Here is a 20370-nt window from a genome sequence, read left to right on the forward strand (position 1 = left end):
GTCCCGCTGTGTGTCGGGGTGGCGGTCGCCTCCGGCGTACCGGCCGAGCTGGGGCTGGTCACCGGCATCGTCGGCGGACTGCTCACCGGTCTGCTGCCCGGCAGCAGCCTCCAGGTCAGCGGCCCGGCCGCCGGACTGACCGTGCTCGTCTTCGAAGCGGTCAAGGAATACGGCCTCGGCACGCTCGGTGCCCTGGTGCTGGCCGCCGGTGCCCTGCAACTGGCCATGGGCGCCCTCCGGCTCGGACGCTGGTTCCGGGCCATCTCGGTCGCCGTCGTCCAGGGCATGCTGGCCGGTATCGGCCTCGTCCTGATCGCCGGGCAGGTCTACGCCCTCACGGACGCCAAGGCACCGGGCAGCGGCCTCGCCAACATCGGCGCGCTGCCCGGTCTGGTCACCGCCACCGCGCGGTCCGGCCCGGCGCTGACCGCCCTCGCCATCGGTGCCGGCACCATCGCCGTCCTGGTGCTGTGGCCCCGCTGGCGGCGCGCGGCACGGGTCCTGCCGGCCCCGCTGGCCGCCGTGGCCCTGGCCACCACCGCGGTGGGGGTGCTGGATCTGCCGGTCACTCGCGTCAAGGTCAGCGGGCTGCTGGACGCGATTCAGCCGCCCGGCCTGGCCGATCTCGGCCATCTCACGGAGATCGGCGTCCTCGGCACGGTCCTGGCCTTCGCACTGATCGCCTCGGCGGAGTCGCTGTTCAGCGCGGCCGCGGTGGACCGGCTGCACGACGGGCCACGGACGGACTACGACAAGGAGCTGATGGCCCAAGGCGCCGGCAACGCGGTGTGCGGGCTGCTCGGGGCGCTGCCGATGACCGCGGTGATCGTCCGCAGCGCCGCCAACGTCCAGGCCGGGGCCAGGACCAAGGCCTCCCGTGTGCTGCACGGCTGCTGGCTGCTGCTCTTCGCGGCGGCGTTCCCGGCGGCCCTGGGGGTGGTCCCGGTGGCCGCGCTCGCCGGCATCCTCGTCTACTCGGGGTGGAAGCTGATCCCGCTGCGCGACCTGCGCCCCATGTGGCGCGAACACCGTGGCGAGGCCGTTGTCCTGCTCGTCACCGCGCTCGCCATCGTCACGGTCAATATGTTCGAGGGGGTCCTGATCGGCCTCCTGCTGGCCGTCGCCAAGACCGCGTGGGAGACCTCCCATGTCCACCTGGAAGTCGACACCCCGAAGGACGGCGGACCGATCCTCGTACGGGTCCTGGGCAACGCCACCTTCCTGCGGCTTCCCAAGCTCCTCGACCAGCTGGAGGCGCTCCCTGAGGACCGGGACGTCGAACTCGACCTCAGCGGCCTGCGCCACCTCGACCATGCGTGCGGCGCGGCGCTGACGAACTGGGCCGAGCAGCACCGGCGCAGCCGCGACCGTTCGGCCGAGCTGGTTTCCTGACCCTCGGGCGGTTTCTGATACCGCGTCGGTCCCCGGCCCGCCCGCTGTGCACGACAGTGGGCGGGCCGGGGCGCGTTCCCGACACGACGGTGCGGCCCGGAATGATTGCGTGGTCACGGTCGTTGAGCGAAGGTCAGGGCTACCGCGGGCCGCGCGGCGGCCGTCGTGCGGACGATGTCAGACGAGTCTTCGAGGATGGGACGCACAGCATGCCTCTTGAGGGTGAGTACGAGCCGAGTCCGGCGCAGTGGGTGCGCGATCAGGTCGAGTTGTACGAGAGCTCGGGCGGCAAGGAGGGCACGACGATGCGGGGCATGCCCGTGGTCATCCTGACGACGCGCGGCGCGAAGAGCGGCAAGATCCGCAAGAGCCCGCTGATGCGGGTGGCGCACAAGGGCACGTACGCCGTGGTGGCCTCCTTGGGTGGTGCCCCCAATCACCCGGTCTGGTACCACAACATGATCGCCGACCCCCACGTGGAACTCCAGGACGGCCCGGTCCGCCAGGACATGGCGGCCCGTGAGGTCACGGGGGAAGAGAAGGCACTGTGGTGGGACCGCGCCGTCGAGGCGTTCCCTGATTACGCCGGCTACCAGAAGAAGACGGAGCGCCGGATCCCGGTGTTCGTGCTGGAGCCGGTGGCCGCCGACCGCTGATCGACGCGCCCCGGGCGCGTCCTCGCTCACAGGCTGACGAGCGTCACCTCAGTGGCCTTGACGCTGGTCCAGATGGCGGCGCCGTCCGCCAGGCCGAGTTCGAGCGCGGCCTGCGGGGTGACCTCGGCCACCAGGTCGGGGGCCTCGTGGGAGGTGACCAGGATGCGCAGCCGGCTGCCGGCGGAGGTGATTTCGGCGACCGTGCCGGGCCAGACGTTCCGAGGGCTGCCCGCGGGCTTGTCGAGATGGACGGAGACCGCCTCGGGGGCGATGATCGCCAGCGCCTGGGCGCCGTCGGCGAGGCGGTCGGCGACGACGAGATGACCGCCGCCGACGAGCGCGATGCCGTCGGCGGTGGCGGTGCCGGGCCAGGCGTTACGGCCCAGCATCCGGGCGACCCAGGGTGAGCGGGGGTGGCGGGTGACCTCGGCGGGCGGGGCGTCCTGGAGGGCGCTGCCCTGGTCAAGTACGAGCACCCGGTCGGCCAGCGAGACCGCTTCGACGGGGTCGTGGGTGACGATGAGGCAGACCCCGCCGAAGCCCGCGAGATGACGGCGCAGGGTGTGCCGGACATGGGCGCGGGTGGTCTGGTCGAGGGCGGCGAGCGGCTCGTCCAGCAGCAGCAGTCGGGGCCGGGCGGCCAACGCCCGTGCCAGGGCGACGCGTTGGGCCTGGCCGCCGGAGAGCTGGGCCGGTTTGCGCTGGGCGAGGTGGCCGACGCCGAGCCGGTCGAGCCACTGCTGTGCGGCGCGCCGGGCGTCGGCGCGCGGGGTGCCGTGGGCGCGCAGCCCGTACGCGGTGTTGGCCAGGGCGCTCAGGTGCGGGAAGAGCGCGCCGTCCTGCGGGACCCAGGCGACGCCACGGCGGTGCGGGGGCAGCGCGCTGACGTCGGTGTCGCCGAGGCGCAGCGCGGCGCGGGCGCGCGGGGTGAGACCGAGGAGGGCGCGCAGCAGGGTGGTCTTGCCGGCGCCGTTGGGACCGACGACGGCAATGGTGGTGCCCGGTTCGGCGTCCAGGGTGAGCCGGTTGAAGCCGGTCACGTCGGCGTGCAGCGGCCAGCGTTCCTGGGGGGCGGTGGGCCGCTCGGGGCCGGTGATGGGCGACGACGGGAGGTCGTTGTCGTCGGTGCGTACGGGGCGGCGGGCCGGGCGGTCGGCCGTACCCCCGGTCCAGCGGCCGCGCAGGGCCACCAGCACGGCCATGGCGATGACGAGCAGCAGCAGGGAGACCGAGGTGGCGGCCTCCGGGGAGTCCTGGAGCAGCAGATAGACCTGGAGCGGGAGGGTCTGGGTGGTGCCGGGCAGGTTGCCGGCGAAGGTGATGGTGGCGCCGAATTCGCCGAGCGCGCGGGCCCAGGTCAGCGCGGCGCCGGCGGCGAGGCCGGGGGCGACCATGGGGAGGGTGACGGTGCAGAAGACCCGTGCCGGGGAGGCGCCGAGGGAGGCCGCCGTCTCCTCGTAGCGGGGGCGCAGTCCGGCGAGGGTGCCCTCCAGGCTGATGACCAGGAACGGCATCGCGACGAACGTGGCTGCGACCACCGCGCCGGAGGTGTGGAACGGCAGGGTGAGACCGAAAGTCTCCTCCAGCCAGGGGCCGAGCAGTCCGCGGCGGCCGAAGCCGAGGAGGAGGGCGACACCGCCGACGGTGGGCGGCAGCACCATCGGCAGCAGCACGAGCGAGCGCACCAGCGCCTTGCCGGGAAAGCTGACCCGGGCCAGCAGCCAGGCCAGCGGCACCCCGAGAAGCAAGGAGAGCCCCAGCGCACAGAAGGAGACCAGCAGCGAGAGGTGGAGCGCTTCGGTGACGCCGGGGAGGGTCAGATGGGTGGCGAGGTCGCCCCAGGTGGTGCGGGCGAGGATGCCGATCAACGGCATGAGCAGGAATGCGACCGCGAGCAGCGCGGGCACGCCCAGCGCGAGGGGCGTGCGGGCAGGGGGCTTCGCCGACCGGGACGCCGCCGGCGGCCAGGGAAGCAGGCGCAAACGTGTCATCGCGGTTCCAGGGATCGGGGCCGTCCGGGCAGGTCGGGCGGCATACGGCGCGGGCGCCGCACGGGGCCGTCCGCTCCCCCGAGCCGGACGGACCCCTGCGGCGCCATGGGGCGGTTACGGCTTCTGGAAGCCCGCGTCCCGCAGGATCTTCTGCGCCTCGGGGCTGCTCAGCCACTTCACGAACATGGCCGCGTCCTTGGCGTGCTCGGAGGTCTTCAGGGTCGCGGCCGGGTAGGAGGCGACGGCGTTCTGCGCGTCGGGGATGTCGATCGCGTCGACCTTCTTCGGCGCGGTGGCGGCGTCCGTCTTGTAGACGAGGCCGGCGTCGGCCTCGCCGAGCTCCACCTTGCTGAGCACGGCGCGGACGTTGGGCTCCTGCGAGACCGCCTTGACCGTGAGCTTCTGGGCGTCCAGGACCTGCTTGCTGTAACGGCCGACCGGAACCTCGGGGGCGGCGAGGACGACCTTCAGCTTGCTGTCGCTGAGGTCCTTGAGGTTCGCGATCTTCTTCGGGTTGCCCTCACCCGTGGCGATGACCAGGCGGTTCTTGGCGATGACGGTCGGGGTGCCGTGGTCCGCCTTGGACAGGCCGTCCATGGACTTGGTGTCGGCGGTGACCAGGGCGTCGGCGGGGACGCCCTCCCTGACCTGGGCGGTCAGTTCCTGCGAGCCGGCGAAGGAGAAGGTGACCTTCGTGCCCGGGTGCTCCTTCTCGTAGGCCTTGCCGGCCTTGTCGAAGACATCGGTCAGCGACGAGGCGGCCAGCACGGTGAGCTTCACCTTCGGGGTGTCGCTCGACTTCTCACCGCTGTCCTTCTTGTCGTTGCCGCAGGCGGCGAGGGGGACGAGGAGGGCGGCGGTGACGAGTGCGGCCGCGGTGCGGCGCGGGGTGACGACACGGGACATGAGGCGGGGACTCCTTGAGACGCGGGGCGGCAGATGCCGACCTGACGGATAGGAACAAGCCGCGCCGATTGGGGTCTCCCCCGCTCGAGGACGTTCGAGAGCCAGGGGAAGGGCGACGCCGCTGGAGTGAGGCGCCCGACCGGTGGGGGACGGTGGGTGCGGTGCGGGGAGAGCGGTTACCGCGGTGGGTCAAGAGCGATGGGTCAAGAGCGGGGTGTCCCGCGGCGGTTCAGGTGCGGTCGATGTGCACGCTGGTGGACTTCACGCGGGCGGTGGCCTGCATGCCGACCTCCAGTCCCAGTTCCTCGACGGCCTCCCGGGTCAGCAGGGACACCAGACGGTGCGGCCCTGCCTGGATCTCGACCTGCGCCGCCACATCGCCGAGTTTGACGGCGGTGACGATGCCCGGGAAGGCGTTCCGGGCCGAGGTGTACGAGGCGTCGTCCTCACCGGTGCCGTGCTGGGCGACCTCGATGGAGAACGCGGCCAGGTCCCGGCCGTCGATCAGGCGCCGGCCGCCCTCGTCGCGATGGGTCGCGACCTTGCCGGCATCCGCCCAGCGGCGGGCGGTGTCCGGGCTGACGCCCAGCAATCGCGCCGCCTGGCCGATTGTGTAGGACTGCATGTGCGACAAGATATGCGGCGTTGGCTGGCATTTGCAATTCTTTTGGCGCATGTATATAGCAGCCGCAAGGCGCATTGGAGGAAATGCCAAGGTCACCTTCTCGCCATTTCCTCGCCTCTGCTTTGCCAGGCGAAGGCGCCTGCCGCCCTGGCGCCTGCAATGCGTGTCCGGATCACTGCGCAGAGTGTGGTTAGAGTGCAAAGCGAAGCGACATGACAGGGCAAACCTATACATTCGACTCCGCAAATGAGGCGCCACCGTGAGCATGAGCATGCGCAATCAGATTCCCGGCATCGTCACCTCCGTCACCACCGGCGAGGTCATGGCGACCGTCAAGGTCCGTCTGGACGGCGGTCAGGACCTCACTGCCGCCATCACCCTGGAGGCCGCCCAGGAGCTGGGCCTCGCGGCCGGTTCGGCGGTCCGTACGCTGATCAAGTCCACCGAGATCGCCCTGGCCACCGGGCCGGTGGAGGGGCTGAGCATCCGTAACCAGGTCCCCGGCACCGTGGAGGGCGTCGCCACCGGTGGAGCGATGGCCAGCGTGAAGATCAGCGTCGCAGGGGGCGAGCTGACCGCGGCGATCACCAAGGATGCGGTCAACGATCTGGAGCTGACCGCCGGTTCACCGGTCATCGCGCTGATCAAGTCCACCGAGATCGCCCTCGCCACCGCCTGAGCGCGGTACGGATTTCCGGTACGGGTTTCGGATACAGGCTTCAGGTGCGGCTGTCCGGCACGGGTGCGGCGCGCTCCTCCGGCACCGCATACGTACCGACCCAGATCCCGGTGATCGCGCTGATGTACCGCGCCCCGCAGCGGTCCGACGGCACCACCAGCTGGCTGCCCGCCTCGTCCAGCCCGCGCCCGTCCATCGCCGTGGCCAGCAGAATCGGCGCATCCCCGAAGTCCTCGTCCAGCTCCGCCCAGGACAGCACCGTGTGATGCCCGTCCCCGCCGCTGACGGCCAGCAGGAAGCGGGAGCGGTCCTTGCGCCGCCGGGCGTCGAAGGCCGGGCCCGCCTCGCCGATGACCTCCCGCAGCAGCGGCCCTTCGAAGGTGTGGTGCTGCGGCCCGTTGGTGGCGCAGTCGAAGACCACCTCGGCGCGCCGCTGCGCCCATCGTTCCCGTAGATCCGCGACGGTCAGCGCGAGCGGACGGTGCAGCTGCCCCCGGATCACCAAGCGCCGGGGACCGGCGGATACGGCATCCGACGGCGCCGGGCGGACAGGAGGCTCCGGGCGTACGGCGATGGGGTGGGGCGGCGGGCTGAGTCGGCTCATTCGAGTCCCCCTTGATGCTGTTCGCGTGGCGACTGCCCCCTGTGATGCCCGGCCATTCCGCCTCTGAACCACGAATGCCACCCGCATCTTCCCCTTTACCTCGCTGGTGTGAGGCAAAAGGGGCCATGCAGGCGGCATGTCCGGGGCAGGCGTCAGGCCCTGGCCGCGCTCACACCGACCCTTCGCGCGACGGATGCGCCCCGGCCGGCCGGCCGTCGACCGCTCCCTGGGCCCGATGCTCCTCGAGGGCCAGCCACACCTTGTCGCGCAGCAGCGGCACCTCCGTGAAGCGCACCCCGGTGGCGTCGCGCAGCGCATTGGCGAAGGCGGGCGCGACCGGGTTGAACGGGCTCTCGCTCATCGACTTGGCGCCCAGCGGCCCGATCGCGTCGGAGGTCTCCATGAAGTGCACCTCGGTGCGCGGGACATCGGCGTAGGCCGGCAGCCGGTAGCGGCGGAATGCGGGGGTGACCACCTTGCCGCCGTCGTCGACGAGGACCTGCTCGAAGAGGGTCGCGCCGAGCGCCTGGGCGACGCCGCCCTCGACCTGGCCGCGGCACTGCATGGGGTTCATGACCTTGCCCGCGTCGGCCGAGTGCACGCTGCGCAGGATCTTCATCTCGCCGGTGCCGGGGTCCACGGCGATCCGGAACCACTGCGCGTTGAAGGCCACCGAGCGCGGCGAGCCGCCCCAGTGCCCGGCCGCCGCCAGTTCGACGTTCTTGCTGCGCGCGGCCTCGTGGAGCTCCTTGAGCGCCACCGGCCGCCCGTCGCACTCCACCGACTCCGCCGTCAGCCGGCACAGGCTGCGCGGCACCCTGACATGCTCCGCGGCGAACGTCAGGATCCGCTCGGCGAGGCCGTTGGCCGCCTTCATCACGGCCTTGCCCGCGACGACCGTCCCGGCGGAGCCGAACGCGCCGGTGTCGTGGCGTACGACGTCGGTGTCGGACTGCCGGATGGCGATCCGGTCCACCGTGGTGCCCAGTGCCCCCGCGGTGATCTGTTTGTGCACGGTGGTCGTTCCGTTGCCGAATTCCGCCGTGCCCACCGCGATGTCGTACGTGCCGTCCTCCAGCAGCGTCACCGTGGCGTCCGCGAAGTGCCCGCCGGGCGGGCCGGTGGCGATCATCGACATCGCCGTGCCCTGCCCGACGAGCCAGCCCTCCGGGGCGTCGGCGGCGCTGGTGTCCTCGGCGATGGCGTCCCGGACGACCTTCAGACACTGGTCGAGGCCATAGCTGGCGATATGCAGGTCCTCCTCCTCGCCACCGGGGCTGATCATGTGCTCGCCGGGGCCGATGATGTTGCGTTCCCGCAAGACCAGGGGATCGATGCCCAGCCGGCGGGCCAGCTCGTCCATCGCCGACTCCACGGCGAAGGTGACCTGCCCGAGTCCGTAGCCGCGGAAGGCGTCGGCGGGGACGCAGTTGGTGTAGACGGAGTATGCGTTGACCTTCTTGTGCGGGGCGCGGTAGACGGCCATCGACTCGCCCACGCTGTGGAACATCACGGCGGGGCCGTGGTTGCCGTACGCGCCCGTGTTGGAGACCACCCGGAGCTGGAGCGCGGTGAGCGTGCCGTCCTTCTTCGCCCCGGCCTTGATCCGGATGCGGAAGGGGTGCCGGGTGGTCGCGCCGAAGAACTGCTCGGCCCGGGTGAACTCCAGCTTCACCGGCCGCTTCAGCCGCATCGCGGCCAGCACGACGATGTCCTCGGTGAGCTCCCCCAGCTACCGCTGGGAGGTGCCCCCACCTGCTTGCCGCCGAACCCTCCCCCAGTCTCGGCTTCGCTCGACCAGGGGGACCCCCATCGACCCGGCCCGCGACCACCCGGACCTTGTCCTCCGGCAGGTCGTAGAGCGCGCAGAGGGCGCGGCGCGTCAGGAACGGGACCTGGGTGCTGGAGCGGACCACGATCCGCTCCTCCCCCTCGTCGCCTTCCTCGAAGTAGGCGACACAGCCGTGCGTCTCCAGGCTGGCGTGCTGCACCCGCTGGGTGCGGAAGCTCTCCTCGTAGACGATGTCGGTCTCGGCGAAGCCCTCCTCGACGCTGCCGATCTCGCCGTGCACCTCGCCGACGACGTTGTTCTCCGGGCGAGCGATCCGCGACGTGTCGGCGCCCTTGGGATGGATCACCGGGGCACCGGGCCGCATCGCCTCCTCCGGGTCGACGACATACGGCAGCTCCTCGTATTCCACGACGATGCGGCGGCAGCCCTCCTCGGCGGCCCCCTCGGTGTCGGCTATCACGGCCGCCACCCGCTGTCCCACGAAGCGGACCACATCGTCCAGCACCCGGGTGTCGTCGGGGTCCTCGGTGGGGTGTTCGTGCCGGGCCGAGGAAAACAGCCGCTCGGGGGCGTCGTAGTGGGTGAGGACGGCGTGCACGCCGGGGACACGGAGCGCGGCGGAGGTGTCGAGGGAGACGATCCGGGCGTGCGGGTGCGGGGAGCGCAGCAGCTTCATATGGAGCAGGCCGGGGACGTCGATGTCGAAGGTGTAGCGGGCGGTGCCGGTGACCACCTGCGGCCCGGCCGGGGCGCCCAGGTTGCGGCCGACCGCCTGCCCCGCGCACGGCTCCTCGACGTTCTTGACCCCGCGTACGGCGTCCTCGATCGCCCGGTAGCCGGTGCAGCGGCACAGGTTGCCCTTGAGGGCGCGCGGCAGATCGGCCAGCTTCCCGTCGTCGTGCTCGCTGCCCTGCTCGGCGACCAGTGCCGATGTCGTCATCAGGAATCCGGCGGTGCAGAAGCCGCACTGGAAGCCCTGGGCGTCGAGGAACTTCTGCTGCATGGGGTGGAGCTCGCCGTCGGTGCGGGCGAGGCCCTCGACGGTGGTGACGCGGCGGCCCCCGGCGCGGACGGCGGGGTAGATGCAGCTGTGTACGGGCTCGCCGTCGACATGGACGGTGCAGGCCCCGCAGTCGCCGGCGTCGCAGCCCTTCTTGACCCCGAACCAGCCGCGGTCGCGGAGGTAGGTGCGCAGGCACTGGCCGGGGCGCGGCTCCGCGTCGAACGGCCGCTCATGGACGTGTATGTCGAAGCTCATCGCCCGGCCTCCCGGCCCAGTTCCTGGCGGATCTCCTCGGAGAGCCGCAGCGTCATGTGCCGGCGCCAGGCCGACAGTCCGTGGATGTCGTCGAACCAGTCACCGTCGCCGACGGTCCACTCGATCGTGTCGCGCAGTTCCCTGGCGTCCGGCGCCGTCGGGAACCAGAGGCGGAACGGCCGTACGGTGGCGGCGGTCACGGTCACTGCCAGCGAGCCGTCCAGTGGGTCGAGGGCGCCGGTGACCAGCGCGCCGGAGCGGCCGAGTCCGTACAGGGACGCCTGGCGGAATGCCGTGCGCGCTGCCAGGGTGCGGGCGGGCAGGGTGACCGAGCGCAGCAGTTCGCCCTCGGCGAGGTCCTTGCGGCCGGCGCCGGTGATGAAGTCCGCGACCTTGGTGCGGCGCAGCGTGCCGTCCTGGGCCTGGAGCAGAGCGGTGCCGTCGAGGGCGGCGGTCAGCGAGATCATCGGGCCGGCAGGCAGGCCGTTGCAGAGGTTGCCGCCGACGGTCGCCATGTTCCAGATCTTGAATGAGGCGAGGAAGGCACGGCAGCACTGTTCGAACAGCGGCGCCGCCGGGGCCCGGAGGGTCCGCGCGAAGCGGGAGAGCTGGGCGATGGTGCAGGTCGCCGCGATCTCCAGCGAGCCGTCCGGCTGCCGGGTCAGTGGCTCCCAGCCCATCCGGCTCAGATCCACCAGGCGTCGTAGGTGCGGCTGCGGCTCGGAGAAGAGGTAGGTGCCGCCGCCCAGCCAGGCGTCGCCGGTGCGCCAGGGGGCGCTCCCCCAGCTAACGCTGGGAGGTACCCCCAGCCGGGCGTCTCGCACCTCGAGCACCGTGTTGAGATCCATGCGACCGAGTGAAGCAACGCGGCGGCGCCTCGCACGACTGGTGCGCAACACGGAAAAAGACGAGCGCGAGGCCCCCGAACTGGATGATCAACCAAGAGGCATACCGGCCGAGAAGGCTGGCATTTACCATGGCTGCACTCACATTCGCCTCGTGAATGTGAGATGCCGGGTCCCCTCTCCGTCCGTCCTCCCCCGGCAGCCGCCCAAGGAGCCAGCACATGCACGTCGAAGATCTCCTCCAGCTCGATTCCCTCGATCTGAACCTGCTGTGGGGCGAGAGCGCCCTGCTCGCCCGGGAAGTCAGCGGGGTGACCGCCACCGACCTGGGGGACCCGGCGCGGTTTCTGCAGCCGGGCGAGCTGGTGCTCAGTGGGCTGGTGTGGTGGACGCCCGGCGACGGCCGCGCCAAGGTCGACCGCTTCGTCTCCGCGCTGCGCTCGACCGGGGCGGCGGCGCTGTTCGCGGGCGAGGAGACCCATGGCGCGGTGCCCGAGGTCCTCGTCGAATCCTGCCGCGAACACCGCATCGCCCTGATAGCCGTCCCCGCGCACACCACCTTCCGCGCCATCACGGAGGCGGTGTATCTGCGCCAGTGGGGCGACCTGAGCCGACGCCCCACCGACCACTACGCGCTGCCCGAGAACGTCCGCACGGAACTGGCCGGCCTGCTCGCCGGGGACGCCGCGCCGGATGCGCTGCTGGACCGCGCGTTCGCCCACCTCGGCGGGCCCGCCTGCTATCTACTGACGGCGACCGGGCGGGTGATCGCCCGTACCCCGTCGGCCCCGTTCCTCTCCGCCCAGCAGGCCGCCCGCGATCTGGCCGGCGCGGTCGGCACCAGCCTGCGGATCGACGGGGACTTCGGCCCGTACGACAGCTGGCATCTGCATCTGCGGGGTGCGGCCGACGCCCCGCCGCGCGTCCTGCACGAAATCGCCGATGTGATCGCCCAGTACCGCCATCACGCCGACCGCCGGCAGGCGGCCTGGCGCCGGTCCGCCGACGAACTGATGGCGCTGGTCGGCGCCGCACAGGCCGACAGCGCGGCGCTGGACTCCGCCCTGCACGCCGCGGGCCTGCCCGCCTCCGGCCCGTACCGCGTGGTGGTGGCCTCCGTGGACGGTGACGACAGCGGCCGGGCGATCGGCGCTCTGACCGAGGCGCTACGGCACTTCCCCACCGAGCCGTTCGCGGCCGGCCGCCTCCCGGGCGGCGAGGCCGCCGCCGTGGTGTACGCCGACCCCGCAGCCCCGGCCGCCGACGGCCCGGCCCCGCCGGCCCCCGCCGGTCCCGACACCTCCGTCCTCGGCGCCCAGGCCGCCCTCACGGCGCTGAGCGACCTCTGGCCGACCCTCCACGCCTGCCACTCCGCGGCCCCGCTGCACGCCGGCATCAGCTCCCTCGCGGCCACCCCCGACGGCCTCAACTCCGCGCTCTCCCAGGCCCGTTACGCCCTGGCCGCGGCTCGGGCCGACACCCCCAAGGCCGCCGGGGTGACCTTTGTCGAGGACCTCACCACCCTCGGCACCCTGCTCGCCGGGGTCCCCGTCGAGGTCCGTGCGGCCTTCAGCACCCGCGTCCTGGGCCCGCTCGCCCGCGGCGGCAGCACCTCGCACCGGATGCTCCTGGAGACGCTGGAGGTCTTCCTCGCCCAGCACGGCTCCTGGGCCCGTACGGCCGAGACGCTGCATCTGCACGTCAACACGGTCCACTACCGCATCCAGCGCATCGAGGCGCTCACCGGCCGCGATCTGTCCCGCCTCGACCACAAACTGGACCTGCATGCGGCGCTGTTGTGCCGGTAGCTTCCGGCGCGCCAGGTGCAGCCCGCGGCGACGGCCTCGGTTTGTAGGGTGCGGGGCATGTGGAACCGTAGCTTTCTCCTCCTTCATGGCGTGGAGAACCGGCGTCCGGCCGGGCACTGGCAGTACGACCTTGCGCAGCGGCTGAGGGAACGCGGGGAGCGGGTCTTCTACCCGCAACTGCCCGATCCCGACCGGCCGGCGCTCGCCGACTGGACCGAGGCGATCGAGGCCGAGCTGGGGATGATGCGCGGGGAGCGGGTCGTGGTCTGCCACAGCCTGGCCTGTGCGGCGTGGTTCCATGTGGCGGCGGGGCGGGGTGGAGCGCCTGCCGCCGACCGCGTGCTCCTGGTGAGCCCGCCGGGGCCGGCGGCGTACTCATGGGACGTCATCGCCGGGTTCTCCCCCGCGTCCCTGGATCTGACCGGGCTGAAGCTTGCCGCGGCGACGCCTCGGCTGGTGTGCTCCGACAATGACCCGTACTGCCCGGAGGGCGCCGCCGAGGTCTACGGCCGGCCGCTCGGCTGCGAGGTGGATCTGCTGGCGGGCGCCGGACATGTGACCGTCGCGGACGGGTACGGGCCGTGGCCATCGGCGCTGGACTGGTGCCTGGATCCCCTGACGCGGCTGACGGTCAACTCGCCCGACTGACGGCCGACTCCTCCCCCGTCGTCGGGGGAGCCGGGCCGCCGCCGCCCGTTCATTGCCCGCGGTCGTCGGGCCGGTCGACGTGCACATTGGTGGACTTGACCCGGGCGGTGGCGGTGACGCCGACCTCGATGCCCAGCTCCTCGGCCGCCTCCCGGCTGACCATCGACACCAGCCGGTGCGGCCCCGACTGGATCTCCACCTGGGCGACGACATCGTCCAGGACGACCGCGGTGACGATACCGGCGAAGGAGTTCCGTACCGAGGTGCGGACCTCGCCGGGCACCGGATGCAGCCCGGCGGCACGGTCCTTGGCGAACGCCGCGAGACTCACACCGTCGATCACCCGGTTTCCCGAGCCGTCCCGGTCCATCCGTAGCTGACCGCCGTCGGCCCATCGGCGGACGGTCTCCGAACTCACTCCCAGCAGCCGGGCTGCCTGACCAATGCTGTACGACGGCACCCCCGCACTCTAGGGCAGCGCTCACCCCCGCCCGTCACCGCCTCGCGCGGTGGCGCCCGGAGGGGCGTGCCCTGGCCCGTACTTGCCGGTAGTAGCTCCCAATGGAGCAGCCCGATCCGGTGCCGGGCGAGGCCGTCCGGGCCGTTCCGTCCGCCGTCCGGGAGTGTGCAGGACTCCGTCAACAGCCCGATGCATCAAGGGAGTTGGGGTGTGGGGTGGGTGGACCGGCCAGGCAGCGGGCCACTTGTGGTGAGCACCCGGCCCGACACCGAGGAGGCGCGTGGACCACTGCTTCCCGATTGCGGGTGATTTGGGCGGATGTAAGGCTGGATTCCGTCCGCCGCACAAGGAGGAAAAACTATGGTTACGGATCGCACAGCTTCGACCAAGACGACCACCCTGGCCGCCGAAGTCGAAGGGCTCCTGGACTGCGCCGAACCCCACGGCGTGTTCCGCGACACCCGCGAGTGCGGAGCAGGCCTGCTGCTTCTGGCACTGCTGCTCATCTCGCCGCCCACTCCCCGTCCGAAGACGGACGCGCGGTAAAAGGGGCATGCGTTGGCTGAACAGGCGCAGGGCGCAGTACCACTGAGCGCTGTGATTGCCGATGCCGCAACCGGGGTCGCCCTCGCCCTTCGGGGTGAGGGCGACCCTTACGCCCTGTCGCACATTCTGCGGCAGGGGGATGCGGTATCGCTCGCGGCACTACGGGTACTGGGCGCCGACGCGCTCGCACCGTATGCACTGGACCACCGGGTATGCCCCGGTGGCGATGACGAGAGGGTGGTACGCGAGGCACTCGCGGCCTACCCGCCGGGAGCGGATGCCTCGGAGGTGTCGGTATGGAGCTACCGGGGCCTGGTCGAGGCCTCGCACTCGTATCTGCCCGGCGGCGCCGCGCACTGGCCGCAGCCGCCACCGGCCGGAGCCGACTGGGTGACGGCCGATCCCTGGCCCAAGCTCACCCACCGGGCATCGCAGCTGGCCGCGCTCGCCCTGCCGGGGCTGGCGCCGGGTCTCGCCGAAAGTCTCACGGCCCGTACGGATGACCTGGCGCGCGGCTTTGTGCGCGCGGTCCGCCGTCGGGACTGGCTGCAGGCGGCCGGCGTGGGCCGCTGGCTGGCCCGGATGCCCGAAGTGCCGCAGTCCCTGGGGCTGGATGCCGGGCTTGCTTTCGTACGGCAGATGAGCGGCGGTGACGCCCGGGTGGCGCTGCATGTGGTGGCCGCCCAGCGGTTCTACGGGCGGGGTTGGTGACCGGCGGCCGGGGCGCCCCGGGGCTGCTGGACCGGATGGTCGAGGACAGCCTGGGGTGGCTGGACCGGGCGCGGCCGTTCTTTCGCCTGCCCGCGAACGTGACCACGGACGCCGATCCGAACCTGACGCTCAAACCGCTCGGCGAACTGGCCGAACTGACGCATCTGATCGGCGAGTTGCACCCGATCGGGGACATCCGCCAAGTGGCGGACGGGCTGTTCACGTACGCCTGGGGTGAGACCCGTGACGGGGAGCTGTTCGCCGAGCTGATCCACGGTGAGCCGCATGCCACCTATCCGGTGGAGATCTATGGGGTCTTCGCCCAGGCCGGGTTGCGCAATCCGGCCGTCGACGCGCTGTTGTCGGCGACGACGCGGCTGCGGGGCTGGCGGGTGGCGCGCGAGGATCACACCCGTACGCTCGGTGTACTCAATGCCGAGCGGCGGATCGGCCTGCGGCAACACGCCGACTTCGACGTGGTGTTGGGGCATACGGGGCTGGGCCGGCTGCCGGAGCCCTGGACGCTGGACCGCAAGGCGGCCTACGGCGTGACCCATGACGTTTTCCACCTGACGGAGTGGGGGCGCAGGCCACAGCGGCTGTCCGCCGAACTCGCCGGTTATCTGCGGCTCTGGCTGCCCTCCTGGCTGGAGAGCTGGGCGGAGGAGCAACTCTGGGATCTGGTGGGCGAGTTGCTGGCCGTGAGCGCCTGCCTGCCCGAGGTTTCGTACGACGGCTCCCCGGCCCGGCACGGTGGCGTCGCTCCGTACGATGCCGCCGCCTGGCAGCGGCTGGCCGACGCGCAGGCCGCCGACGGCAGCGTGCCGGAGACCGGCGACCGGCCGCGCCCGGACGACCCCGCCGAAGCATTCACGGCCTGCTACCACTCCACCCTGGTGACCGCGTTCGCCGGCACCCTCGCCCGGATCGCCCCGGACAGGACGGCGACGACGGTTCAGCGGGCCCCCTACGACACCAGCGAAAGCTGCGAAAGCGAGGCAATCCCGTGACGGTGACGGCCGCACCCGCTCCCCCCGCACTGCTGCACGGCGTCGGGGACCAGGCCCTGACCTGGCTCGACAACCACCGCGACTTCTTCCGGCTGACCGACGAGGACCGCGCCACCGGCGGCACCCTGATCGAACGGCTCAAGCCGATCGGCGAGTTGGCGATCAATATGCAGGTGCTGTTCCGGGAGGGCGTGGCCGGTTCACGGCAGCACACGCGCGCCGGGCAGCTGCTGGACTTCGTCTGGCGGGAGCTGCTGGACGGCGGCAATGTACTGGCCTCGCTCCAGCACAAGGAGCCACTCTCCCCCGTACCCCTCGAGGTCTATGCGACCTTCCACGAACTGGGGCACCGCCATCCCGGGCTGGAGGCGGCCGTGGAGATCTGCCGGCACACCGCCACCTGGACGGCGCTGGAGATGGCGCCCAACCGGCGGCTCGGCGTCCTCAACGCCGAACGGAAGATGAAGCTGGCGCCCAGCGCCGACTTCGACGAAGCGCTGGGGGCCACCTGGCTGGGCCGCATGCCCGAGCCATGGACGGTGCAGTACCACATCGCGTACGACCTCACGCACACCGTCTTCCACCTCACCAACTGGGGCGAGGCACCGGACCGCGTCCCTCCGGCCGTTGCCGACTATCTCGCGCGGTATCTGCCCGTCTGGATGGACGACTGGGCGGACCTGGAGCACTGGGATCTGCTCGGCGAGCTGCTCGTCGTCGATGCCTGTCTGCCGCAGCCCTCTCTGGACGGTGCGATGTGGGAGCGGTACGCCGCCGCGCAGTCCGACTCCGGGGCGATGCCCGTTCAGCGCGGGTTGCCGGCCGGCGATCCGCAGGACGTCTTCGATATCGTCCACCACCCCACCCTGGTGGCGGCGTTCGCCTCCGCCATGGCCACCTCCCGCTCGCTGTCCGCCGACGCCGGATGAGCCTCGACCGCCCCGGTGGCGCCCTCGCTGACCGTCTCGCGGAGGCGGTCACCCTCATCGACGCCCCGGACATCGTGCTGGCCGTCACCCACCGGGGCCGGCGGACCGTCATCAGCGGGGGCACGGCGCTCGCGCCGGCCACGCCCCGGCACGCGCTGCGCTATGAACTCGGCTCACTGTCCAAGACGTTCACCGTGCTGCTGCTCGCGCAGCTGGCCCGGTCGGATGTGCTCTCCCTCGACGACCGGCTGGCCGACCATCTGCCCGCCCTGTATCTCCCGCACGCCGCCTCGCGCCGGATCACGCTGCGCCATCTGGCCACGCACACCTCCGGGCTGCCGCGGATCCCCGTCGACCTGGTGGCCGGCGCGCTGGTTCACCCGTACCGCAGCGGCTACGCCCGCTACGACACCGGCCGCCTCCTGGACACCTTCGCCCGGACCCGGCCGCGGTACCGGCCCGGCACCCGCTGGCGCTACTCCAACTTCGGGATGGCGCTGCTCGGTCCGGCCATGGAGTGCGCCGCGGGAGCCGACTACGGCACCCTGCTCACCGAGCGGGTGCTGCGGCCCCTCGGACTGACCGGCACCACACTCGGCGCCGGCACCACCGGCACCGACGCCATCGGGCACCGGACGAACGGCAGAACACCGGTCCCCAGCGCCGACATGGGCGGCTTCCGCGCCGCCGGAGCGGTGCACTCTCCCCCGGAGGACCTGCTCACCTACCTGGAGGCGCACCTCTCCCCCGGGGACACACCGCTGAGCGGGGCGCTGCGCGATGTCCAGGTCCCGCTGCTGCGCCGCGGCCGGCGGCACCGGCACACCCACACCCTGACCTGGTTCCAGCACCCCGCCCCGCGCGGACCGCTGCTCTTCCACGGCGGGGCGACCTTCGGCCAGCAGGCGTTCCTCGGCTTCCACCCGGTGTCCGGCACGGGCCTGGTGGCGGTCGCCACCCGGCGCGGGCGCACCTGCCACATGGTGGACACCGCTTACGAGCTGCTGTACGAGCTGACCGGCGAGCCCGGAGCCGACCCGGAGACCGAGCCCGACGCCCAGGGCGTGCCCTAGAGATCGCCCGCCAGCACCTTGGCGAGGGAGGCCTCGGGACGTGCCTCGGTGCCGCGGCGGAAGGCGGCCGCGTATGCCTTGTCGCCGATTGCCGCGCGGGCCCGCTGCTCGCACTGTTCGCGTACGGCGCGTAGTTCCGGTGTGCCGCGCTGCGGGTGGCCGACGGTGCGCCAGTAGGCCTGGCCGGTGCCGTAGACGACGGCGGCGCTTTCGCCGTTGCCCTGTGCGGCCACCGCGGCGGCCAGCAGGTCGAGGCCGAGGGCGATGCCGAAGTTGTCGCCGATGCCTTGTTTGGCGGTGAGCATGGCGCGGGCGTGGTCGGCGGAGTCCTTGGGTCGGCCCTGGAGGAGGGCGATCAGGGAGAGTTGGTAGTCGGCGTAGGAGCGGGCCCAGTATTCGCCGTGCGCGACACAGTCGCGGCGCAGTTCGGTGGCCTCGTCGCGTGCCTCGATGAGTTTGCCGAGACCGGTGAGGGCGAAGATCCGGATGATGTGGCAGCGCAGCCGGCTGGCGGAGTCGAAGGGGACGTCCGGCATGGGACCCAGCACGTGGTCGGCGACCGTGTACGCGGCCAGCGGCCGACCGGCCATCAGGTGGGTGAGGCCCACCAGGTAGCCGGCCGCGAGCAGCGCCTCCGCGTCGCCTGCCTCGCGGGCCGCGCGTGAGCACTGGCGGCCCAGTTCGTCGGCGGTTTCCAGGTCGCCCTGGAGCAGCAGGGCGACGCCGAGCATCCACAGCGCACGGGTGCGGGCCGGGCTGGGGGCCAGGTGGGCGGCGAGGGCGCGTTCCAGATAGCCGCGGGCCTCGTGCAGATGGCGGCAGCAGCTCCAGAAGAAGCCGACGCAGGCGCTGAGTTCCTGGGCGCGTTCGGGGTCGGTGACCAGGAGGTGGTCGAGGGCGGTGCACAGGTCCACATGCGCCTCGGCGACCCGTCCGTACCATCTGACCTGGTCGGGGCTCAGCCAGCCGGTCTCGGCGCGGCGGCCGAAGGCGAGGAAGTGCTCGGCGTGCCGGTCGGCGAGCTGCGTCACCTCGCCCAGTTCGGCCAGCCACATCCGGCCGTACTCGCGCAGCGTGTCGAGCATGCGGAAGCGCCGGCCCTCCCGGCTGACCACTGACTTGGCGGCGAGGGCGGCCAGCGCGGTGTGGACGCCCTGTGGGGTCAGCGGGCCGCCGGCGCAGACGGACCGCGCGGACTCCTCGTCGAAGGTCCCGCGGAAAACGGACAGCCGCGCCCACAGCAGGCGCTCGAGCGGCTCGCAGAGCTCGTGGCTCCAGCCGATGGCGGTGCGCAGGGTGCGGTGGCGCGGGGGCCGGGCCGGGCTGTCGCCGTCGAGGGCGTCGAAGCGGGAGTTGAGCCGTTCGGCGACGCGGGCGGCGGTGCTGTGGGCCAGTTGGGCACCGGCGAGCTCCAGGGCGAGCGGGATGCCTTCGAGGCGGTGGCAGATGGCGGCGGCGGCCGTGGCGTTCGCCGGGTCGGTGAGCCGGATGCCGGGGGCCGCCACCCCTGCCCGCTCGCTGAGCAGGGCCAGCGCGTCGCTGTCGCCCTCCACCGGCAGCGGTGCGATCTCGGTGACCCACTCGCCGACCACATCCAGCGGCTGCCGACTGGTGATCAGTACGGCGACCAGCGGCGCGGCCGTCAGCAGATCGCCGATCAGATCCCGGCAGGCGTCGACGAGATGCTCGCAGGAGTCCAGCACCAGCAGCATCCGTTTGTCGGAGAGCCAGTCACACAGTGCCGCCACGGGCATCCGTGCCGTGTGGTCGGAGAGCCCTACGGCATCGCAGACGGTGGCCGGCAGCAGCCGGTCGCCCTGCAGGGGCCACAGGTCGGTCCAGCGCACCCCGTCCGGATGGCGCGGCACCGCGGCGCTCGCGGCCCGCATCGCGATCCGGGTCTTGCCGACGCCGCCGGGGCCGGTGAGGGTGATCAGCCGGTGCTGCGCCAACTCGATGTTGAGTCGGCGCAGTTCGTCCCTACGCCCGACGAAACTGGTGGATTCTTCGGGAATGTTGCTCGCCACTGGCTCAGTTTGCCAGTCCGCTGCGCTTTGCCTGAGCCGACATCTTCGGGTTTCCCTCCGTGGGGGGGGCGCCGTTTCGCTGCGGTTTGCCTTGGCCCCACGTTGTCGGCATTCCCGCCGTGGGGGTTTGTCGCCGTCGCGCCTGCGGCGGGCGTGGTGTTGTCGGGTGCGGTGACGGCCCTACACGGCTTCGCCGCTACGGTCCGTCCCCTCCCGTGGGTGGGTGGTGAGAGGCCGGTGGGGGCGTGCGTGGTGCCTCCAGTGCCCCATGACTGGGTCCACGGACTGCACTTGACCACGGACGTACACCCCCACCGGTCTCCACCACCCCCAACGGGGAGGGGCCGGGCCGCAGGACGGAGTCCGGAGGCCCGGCGCCGCAGCCGAACAGCCCCGCGCAAGCGGTACCG

General features: G+C 72.0%; 17 protein-coding genes and 1 pseudogene. 10 read left to right on the forward strand and 8 right to left on the reverse strand.

The annotated features are described in order from the left end of the window. Positions 1–1392: SulP family inorganic anion transporter (locus AB0D04_RS15740; RefSeq protein WP_362703181.1), on the forward strand; the 1392-nt coding region annotated here is incomplete at its 5' end. Positions 1393–1601: 209 nt separating this feature from the next. Continuing rightward, complete coding sequence (locus tag AB0D04_RS15745) at positions 1602–2048, forward strand: nitroreductase family deazaflavin-dependent oxidoreductase (RefSeq protein WP_362703183.1); 447 nt, start codon at positions 1602–1604, stop codon at positions 2046–2048. A 26-nt stretch (positions 2049–2074) separates the two neighbouring features. Here the strand turns inward: AB0D04_RS15745 and AB0D04_RS15750 are convergent, their stop codons facing one another. The 3 genes from AB0D04_RS15750 to AB0D04_RS15760 form a co-directional block, all read right to left on the reverse strand. Next, positions 2075–4039, reverse strand: coding sequence for an ABC transporter permease (locus AB0D04_RS15750; protein WP_362703184.1), 1965 nt, complete (start codon positions 4037–4039; stop codon positions 2075–2077). A gap of 114 nt (positions 4040–4153) precedes the next feature. After that, positions 4154–4945, reverse strand: coding sequence for a molybdate ABC transporter substrate-binding protein (gene modA, locus AB0D04_RS15755; protein ID WP_362703185.1), 792 nt, complete (start codon positions 4943–4945; stop codon positions 4154–4156). 229 nt (positions 4946–5174) lie between these two features. Next, positions 5175–5570 (reverse strand): helix-turn-helix transcriptional regulator, encoded by a 396-nt coding sequence (locus AB0D04_RS15760; RefSeq protein ID WP_362703187.1) that lies wholly within the window; start codon positions 5568–5570, stop codon positions 5175–5177. Positions 5571–5829: 259 nt separating this feature from the next. Between AB0D04_RS15760 and AB0D04_RS15765 the strand changes: the two genes are divergently transcribed. Next, the gene (locus AB0D04_RS15765) at positions 5830–6249 is read left to right on the forward strand and encodes a TOBE domain-containing protein (protein ID WP_362703189.1); all 420 of its coding nucleotides are present in this window, start codon (positions 5830–5832) and stop codon (positions 6247–6249) included. Between the two features lie 40 nt (positions 6250–6289). Here the strand turns inward: AB0D04_RS15765 and AB0D04_RS15770 are convergent, their stop codons facing one another. The 3 genes and pseudogenes from AB0D04_RS15770 to AB0D04_RS15780 form a co-directional block, all read right to left on the reverse strand. After that, positions 6290–6853, reverse strand: coding sequence for a molybdopterin-dependent oxidoreductase (locus AB0D04_RS15770; RefSeq protein ID WP_362703190.1), 564 nt, complete (start codon positions 6851–6853; stop codon positions 6290–6292). Between the two features lie 169 nt (positions 6854–7022). After that, positions 7023–9903, reverse strand: a pseudogene (locus AB0D04_RS15775) (molybdopterin cofactor-binding domain-containing protein). Continuing rightward, positions 9900–10751 carry an FAD binding domain-containing protein gene (locus AB0D04_RS15780; protein WP_362703192.1) on the reverse strand — a complete coding sequence of 284 codons (852 nt, stop codon included), beginning with the start codon at positions 10749–10751 and terminating at the stop codon, positions 9900–9902. The pseudogene AB0D04_RS15775 and the gene AB0D04_RS15780 overlap by 4 nt, the downstream one beginning before the upstream one ends. Positions 10752–10969: 218 nt before the next feature. On the opposite strand from AB0D04_RS15780, the gene AB0D04_RS15785 reads away from it, so the two are divergent. Together AB0D04_RS15785 and AB0D04_RS15790 are read left to right on the forward strand one after the other, a co-directional pair. Beyond that, positions 10970–12556, forward strand: a complete 1587-nt coding sequence (locus AB0D04_RS15785) for a PucR family transcriptional regulator (RefSeq protein WP_362703194.1) — start codon at positions 10970–10972, stop codon at positions 12554–12556. Between the two features lie 57 nt (positions 12557–12613). Then, positions 12614–13204 (forward strand): alpha/beta hydrolase, encoded by a 591-nt coding sequence (locus AB0D04_RS15790; protein ID WP_362703195.1) that lies wholly within the window; start codon positions 12614–12616, stop codon positions 13202–13204. A gap of 49 nt (positions 13205–13253) precedes the next feature. Here the strand turns inward: AB0D04_RS15790 and AB0D04_RS15795 are convergent, their stop codons facing one another. Then, positions 13254–13664: a TOBE domain-containing protein gene (locus AB0D04_RS15795; protein WP_362703196.1), complete on the reverse strand. Its 411-nt coding sequence runs from the start codon at positions 13662–13664 to the stop codon at positions 13254–13256. 360 nt (positions 13665–14024) lie between these two features. On the opposite strand from AB0D04_RS15795, the gene AB0D04_RS15800 reads away from it, so the two are divergent. The 5 genes from AB0D04_RS15800 to AB0D04_RS15820 are packed head-to-tail and all read left to right on the forward strand — an operon-like array spanning position 14025 to position 17933. After that, positions 14025–14210: a hypothetical protein gene (locus tag AB0D04_RS15800; RefSeq protein WP_362703197.1), complete on the forward strand. Its 186-nt coding sequence runs from the start codon at positions 14025–14027 to the stop codon at positions 14208–14210. 51 nt (positions 14211–14261) lie between these two features. Continuing rightward, a complete protein-coding gene (locus AB0D04_RS15805; protein ID WP_362703198.1) occupies positions 14262–14921 on the forward strand; it encodes a hypothetical protein in 660 nt (219 codons plus the stop codon). Beyond that, positions 14918–15931, forward strand: coding sequence for a hypothetical protein (locus AB0D04_RS15810; protein ID WP_362703199.1), 1014 nt, complete (start codon positions 14918–14920; stop codon positions 15929–15931). Before AB0D04_RS15805 ends, AB0D04_RS15810 begins: the two co-directional genes overlap by 4 nt. Continuing rightward, a complete protein-coding gene (locus AB0D04_RS15815; protein ID WP_362703200.1) occupies positions 15928–16860 on the forward strand; it encodes a hypothetical protein in 933 nt (310 codons plus the stop codon). Before AB0D04_RS15810 ends, AB0D04_RS15815 begins: the two co-directional genes overlap by 4 nt. Then, complete coding sequence (locus AB0D04_RS15820; RefSeq protein ID WP_362703202.1) at positions 16857–17933, forward strand: serine hydrolase domain-containing protein; 1077 nt, start codon at positions 16857–16859, stop codon at positions 17931–17933. Before AB0D04_RS15815 ends, AB0D04_RS15820 begins: the two co-directional genes overlap by 4 nt. Here the strand turns inward: AB0D04_RS15820 and AB0D04_RS15825 are convergent. After that, entirely contained in the window at positions 17930–19960 is a 2031-nt protein-coding gene (locus AB0D04_RS15825; RefSeq protein ID WP_362703203.1) for an NB-ARC domain-containing protein, read from the reverse strand. The two genes, AB0D04_RS15820 and AB0D04_RS15825, sit on opposite strands and share 4 nt — an antisense overlap. Positions 19961–20370 lie beyond the last annotated feature (410 nt).

The sequence above is a fragment of the Streptomyces sp. NPDC048483 genome (assembly GCF_040651455.1).
In the GTDB taxonomy this organism is placed as follows: domain Bacteria; phylum Actinomycetota; class Actinomycetes; order Streptomycetales; family Streptomycetaceae; genus Streptomyces.

Bases quoted from the DNA above. Each gene is read 5' to 3' on its own strand.
- AB0D04_RS15745 (WP_362703183.1), top strand. From the start codon at position 1,602: ATGCCTCTTGAGGGTGAGTACGAGCCGAGTCCGGCGCAGTGGGTGCGC.
- AB0D04_RS15750 (WP_362703184.1), bottom strand. From the start codon at position 4,039: ATGACACGTTTGCGCCTGCTTCCCTGGCCGCCGGCGGCGTCCCGGTCG.
- modA (WP_362703185.1), bottom strand. From the start codon at position 4,945: ATGTCCCGTGTCGTCACCCCGCGCCGCACCGCGGCCGCACTCGTCACC.
- AB0D04_RS15760 (WP_362703187.1), bottom strand. From the start codon at position 5,570: ATGCAGTCCTACACAATCGGCCAGGCGGCGCGATTGCTGGGCGTCAGC.
- AB0D04_RS15770 (WP_362703190.1), bottom strand. From the start codon at position 6,853: ATGAGCCGACTCAGCCCGCCGCCCCACCCCATCGCCGTACGCCCGGAG.
- AB0D04_RS15780 (WP_362703192.1), bottom strand. From the start codon at position 10,751: ATGGATCTCAACACGGTGCTCGAGGTGCGAGACGCCCGGCTGGGGGTA.
- AB0D04_RS15785 (WP_362703194.1), top strand. From the start codon at position 10,970: ATGCACGTCGAAGATCTCCTCCAGCTCGATTCCCTCGATCTGAACCTG.
- AB0D04_RS15790 (WP_362703195.1), top strand. From the start codon at position 12,614: ATGTGGAACCGTAGCTTTCTCCTCCTTCATGGCGTGGAGAACCGGCGT.
- AB0D04_RS15800 (WP_362703197.1), top strand. From the start codon at position 14,025: ATGGTTACGGATCGCACAGCTTCGACCAAGACGACCACCCTGGCCGCC.
- AB0D04_RS15820 (WP_362703202.1), top strand. From the start codon at position 16,857: ATGAGCCTCGACCGCCCCGGTGGCGCCCTCGCTGACCGTCTCGCGGAG.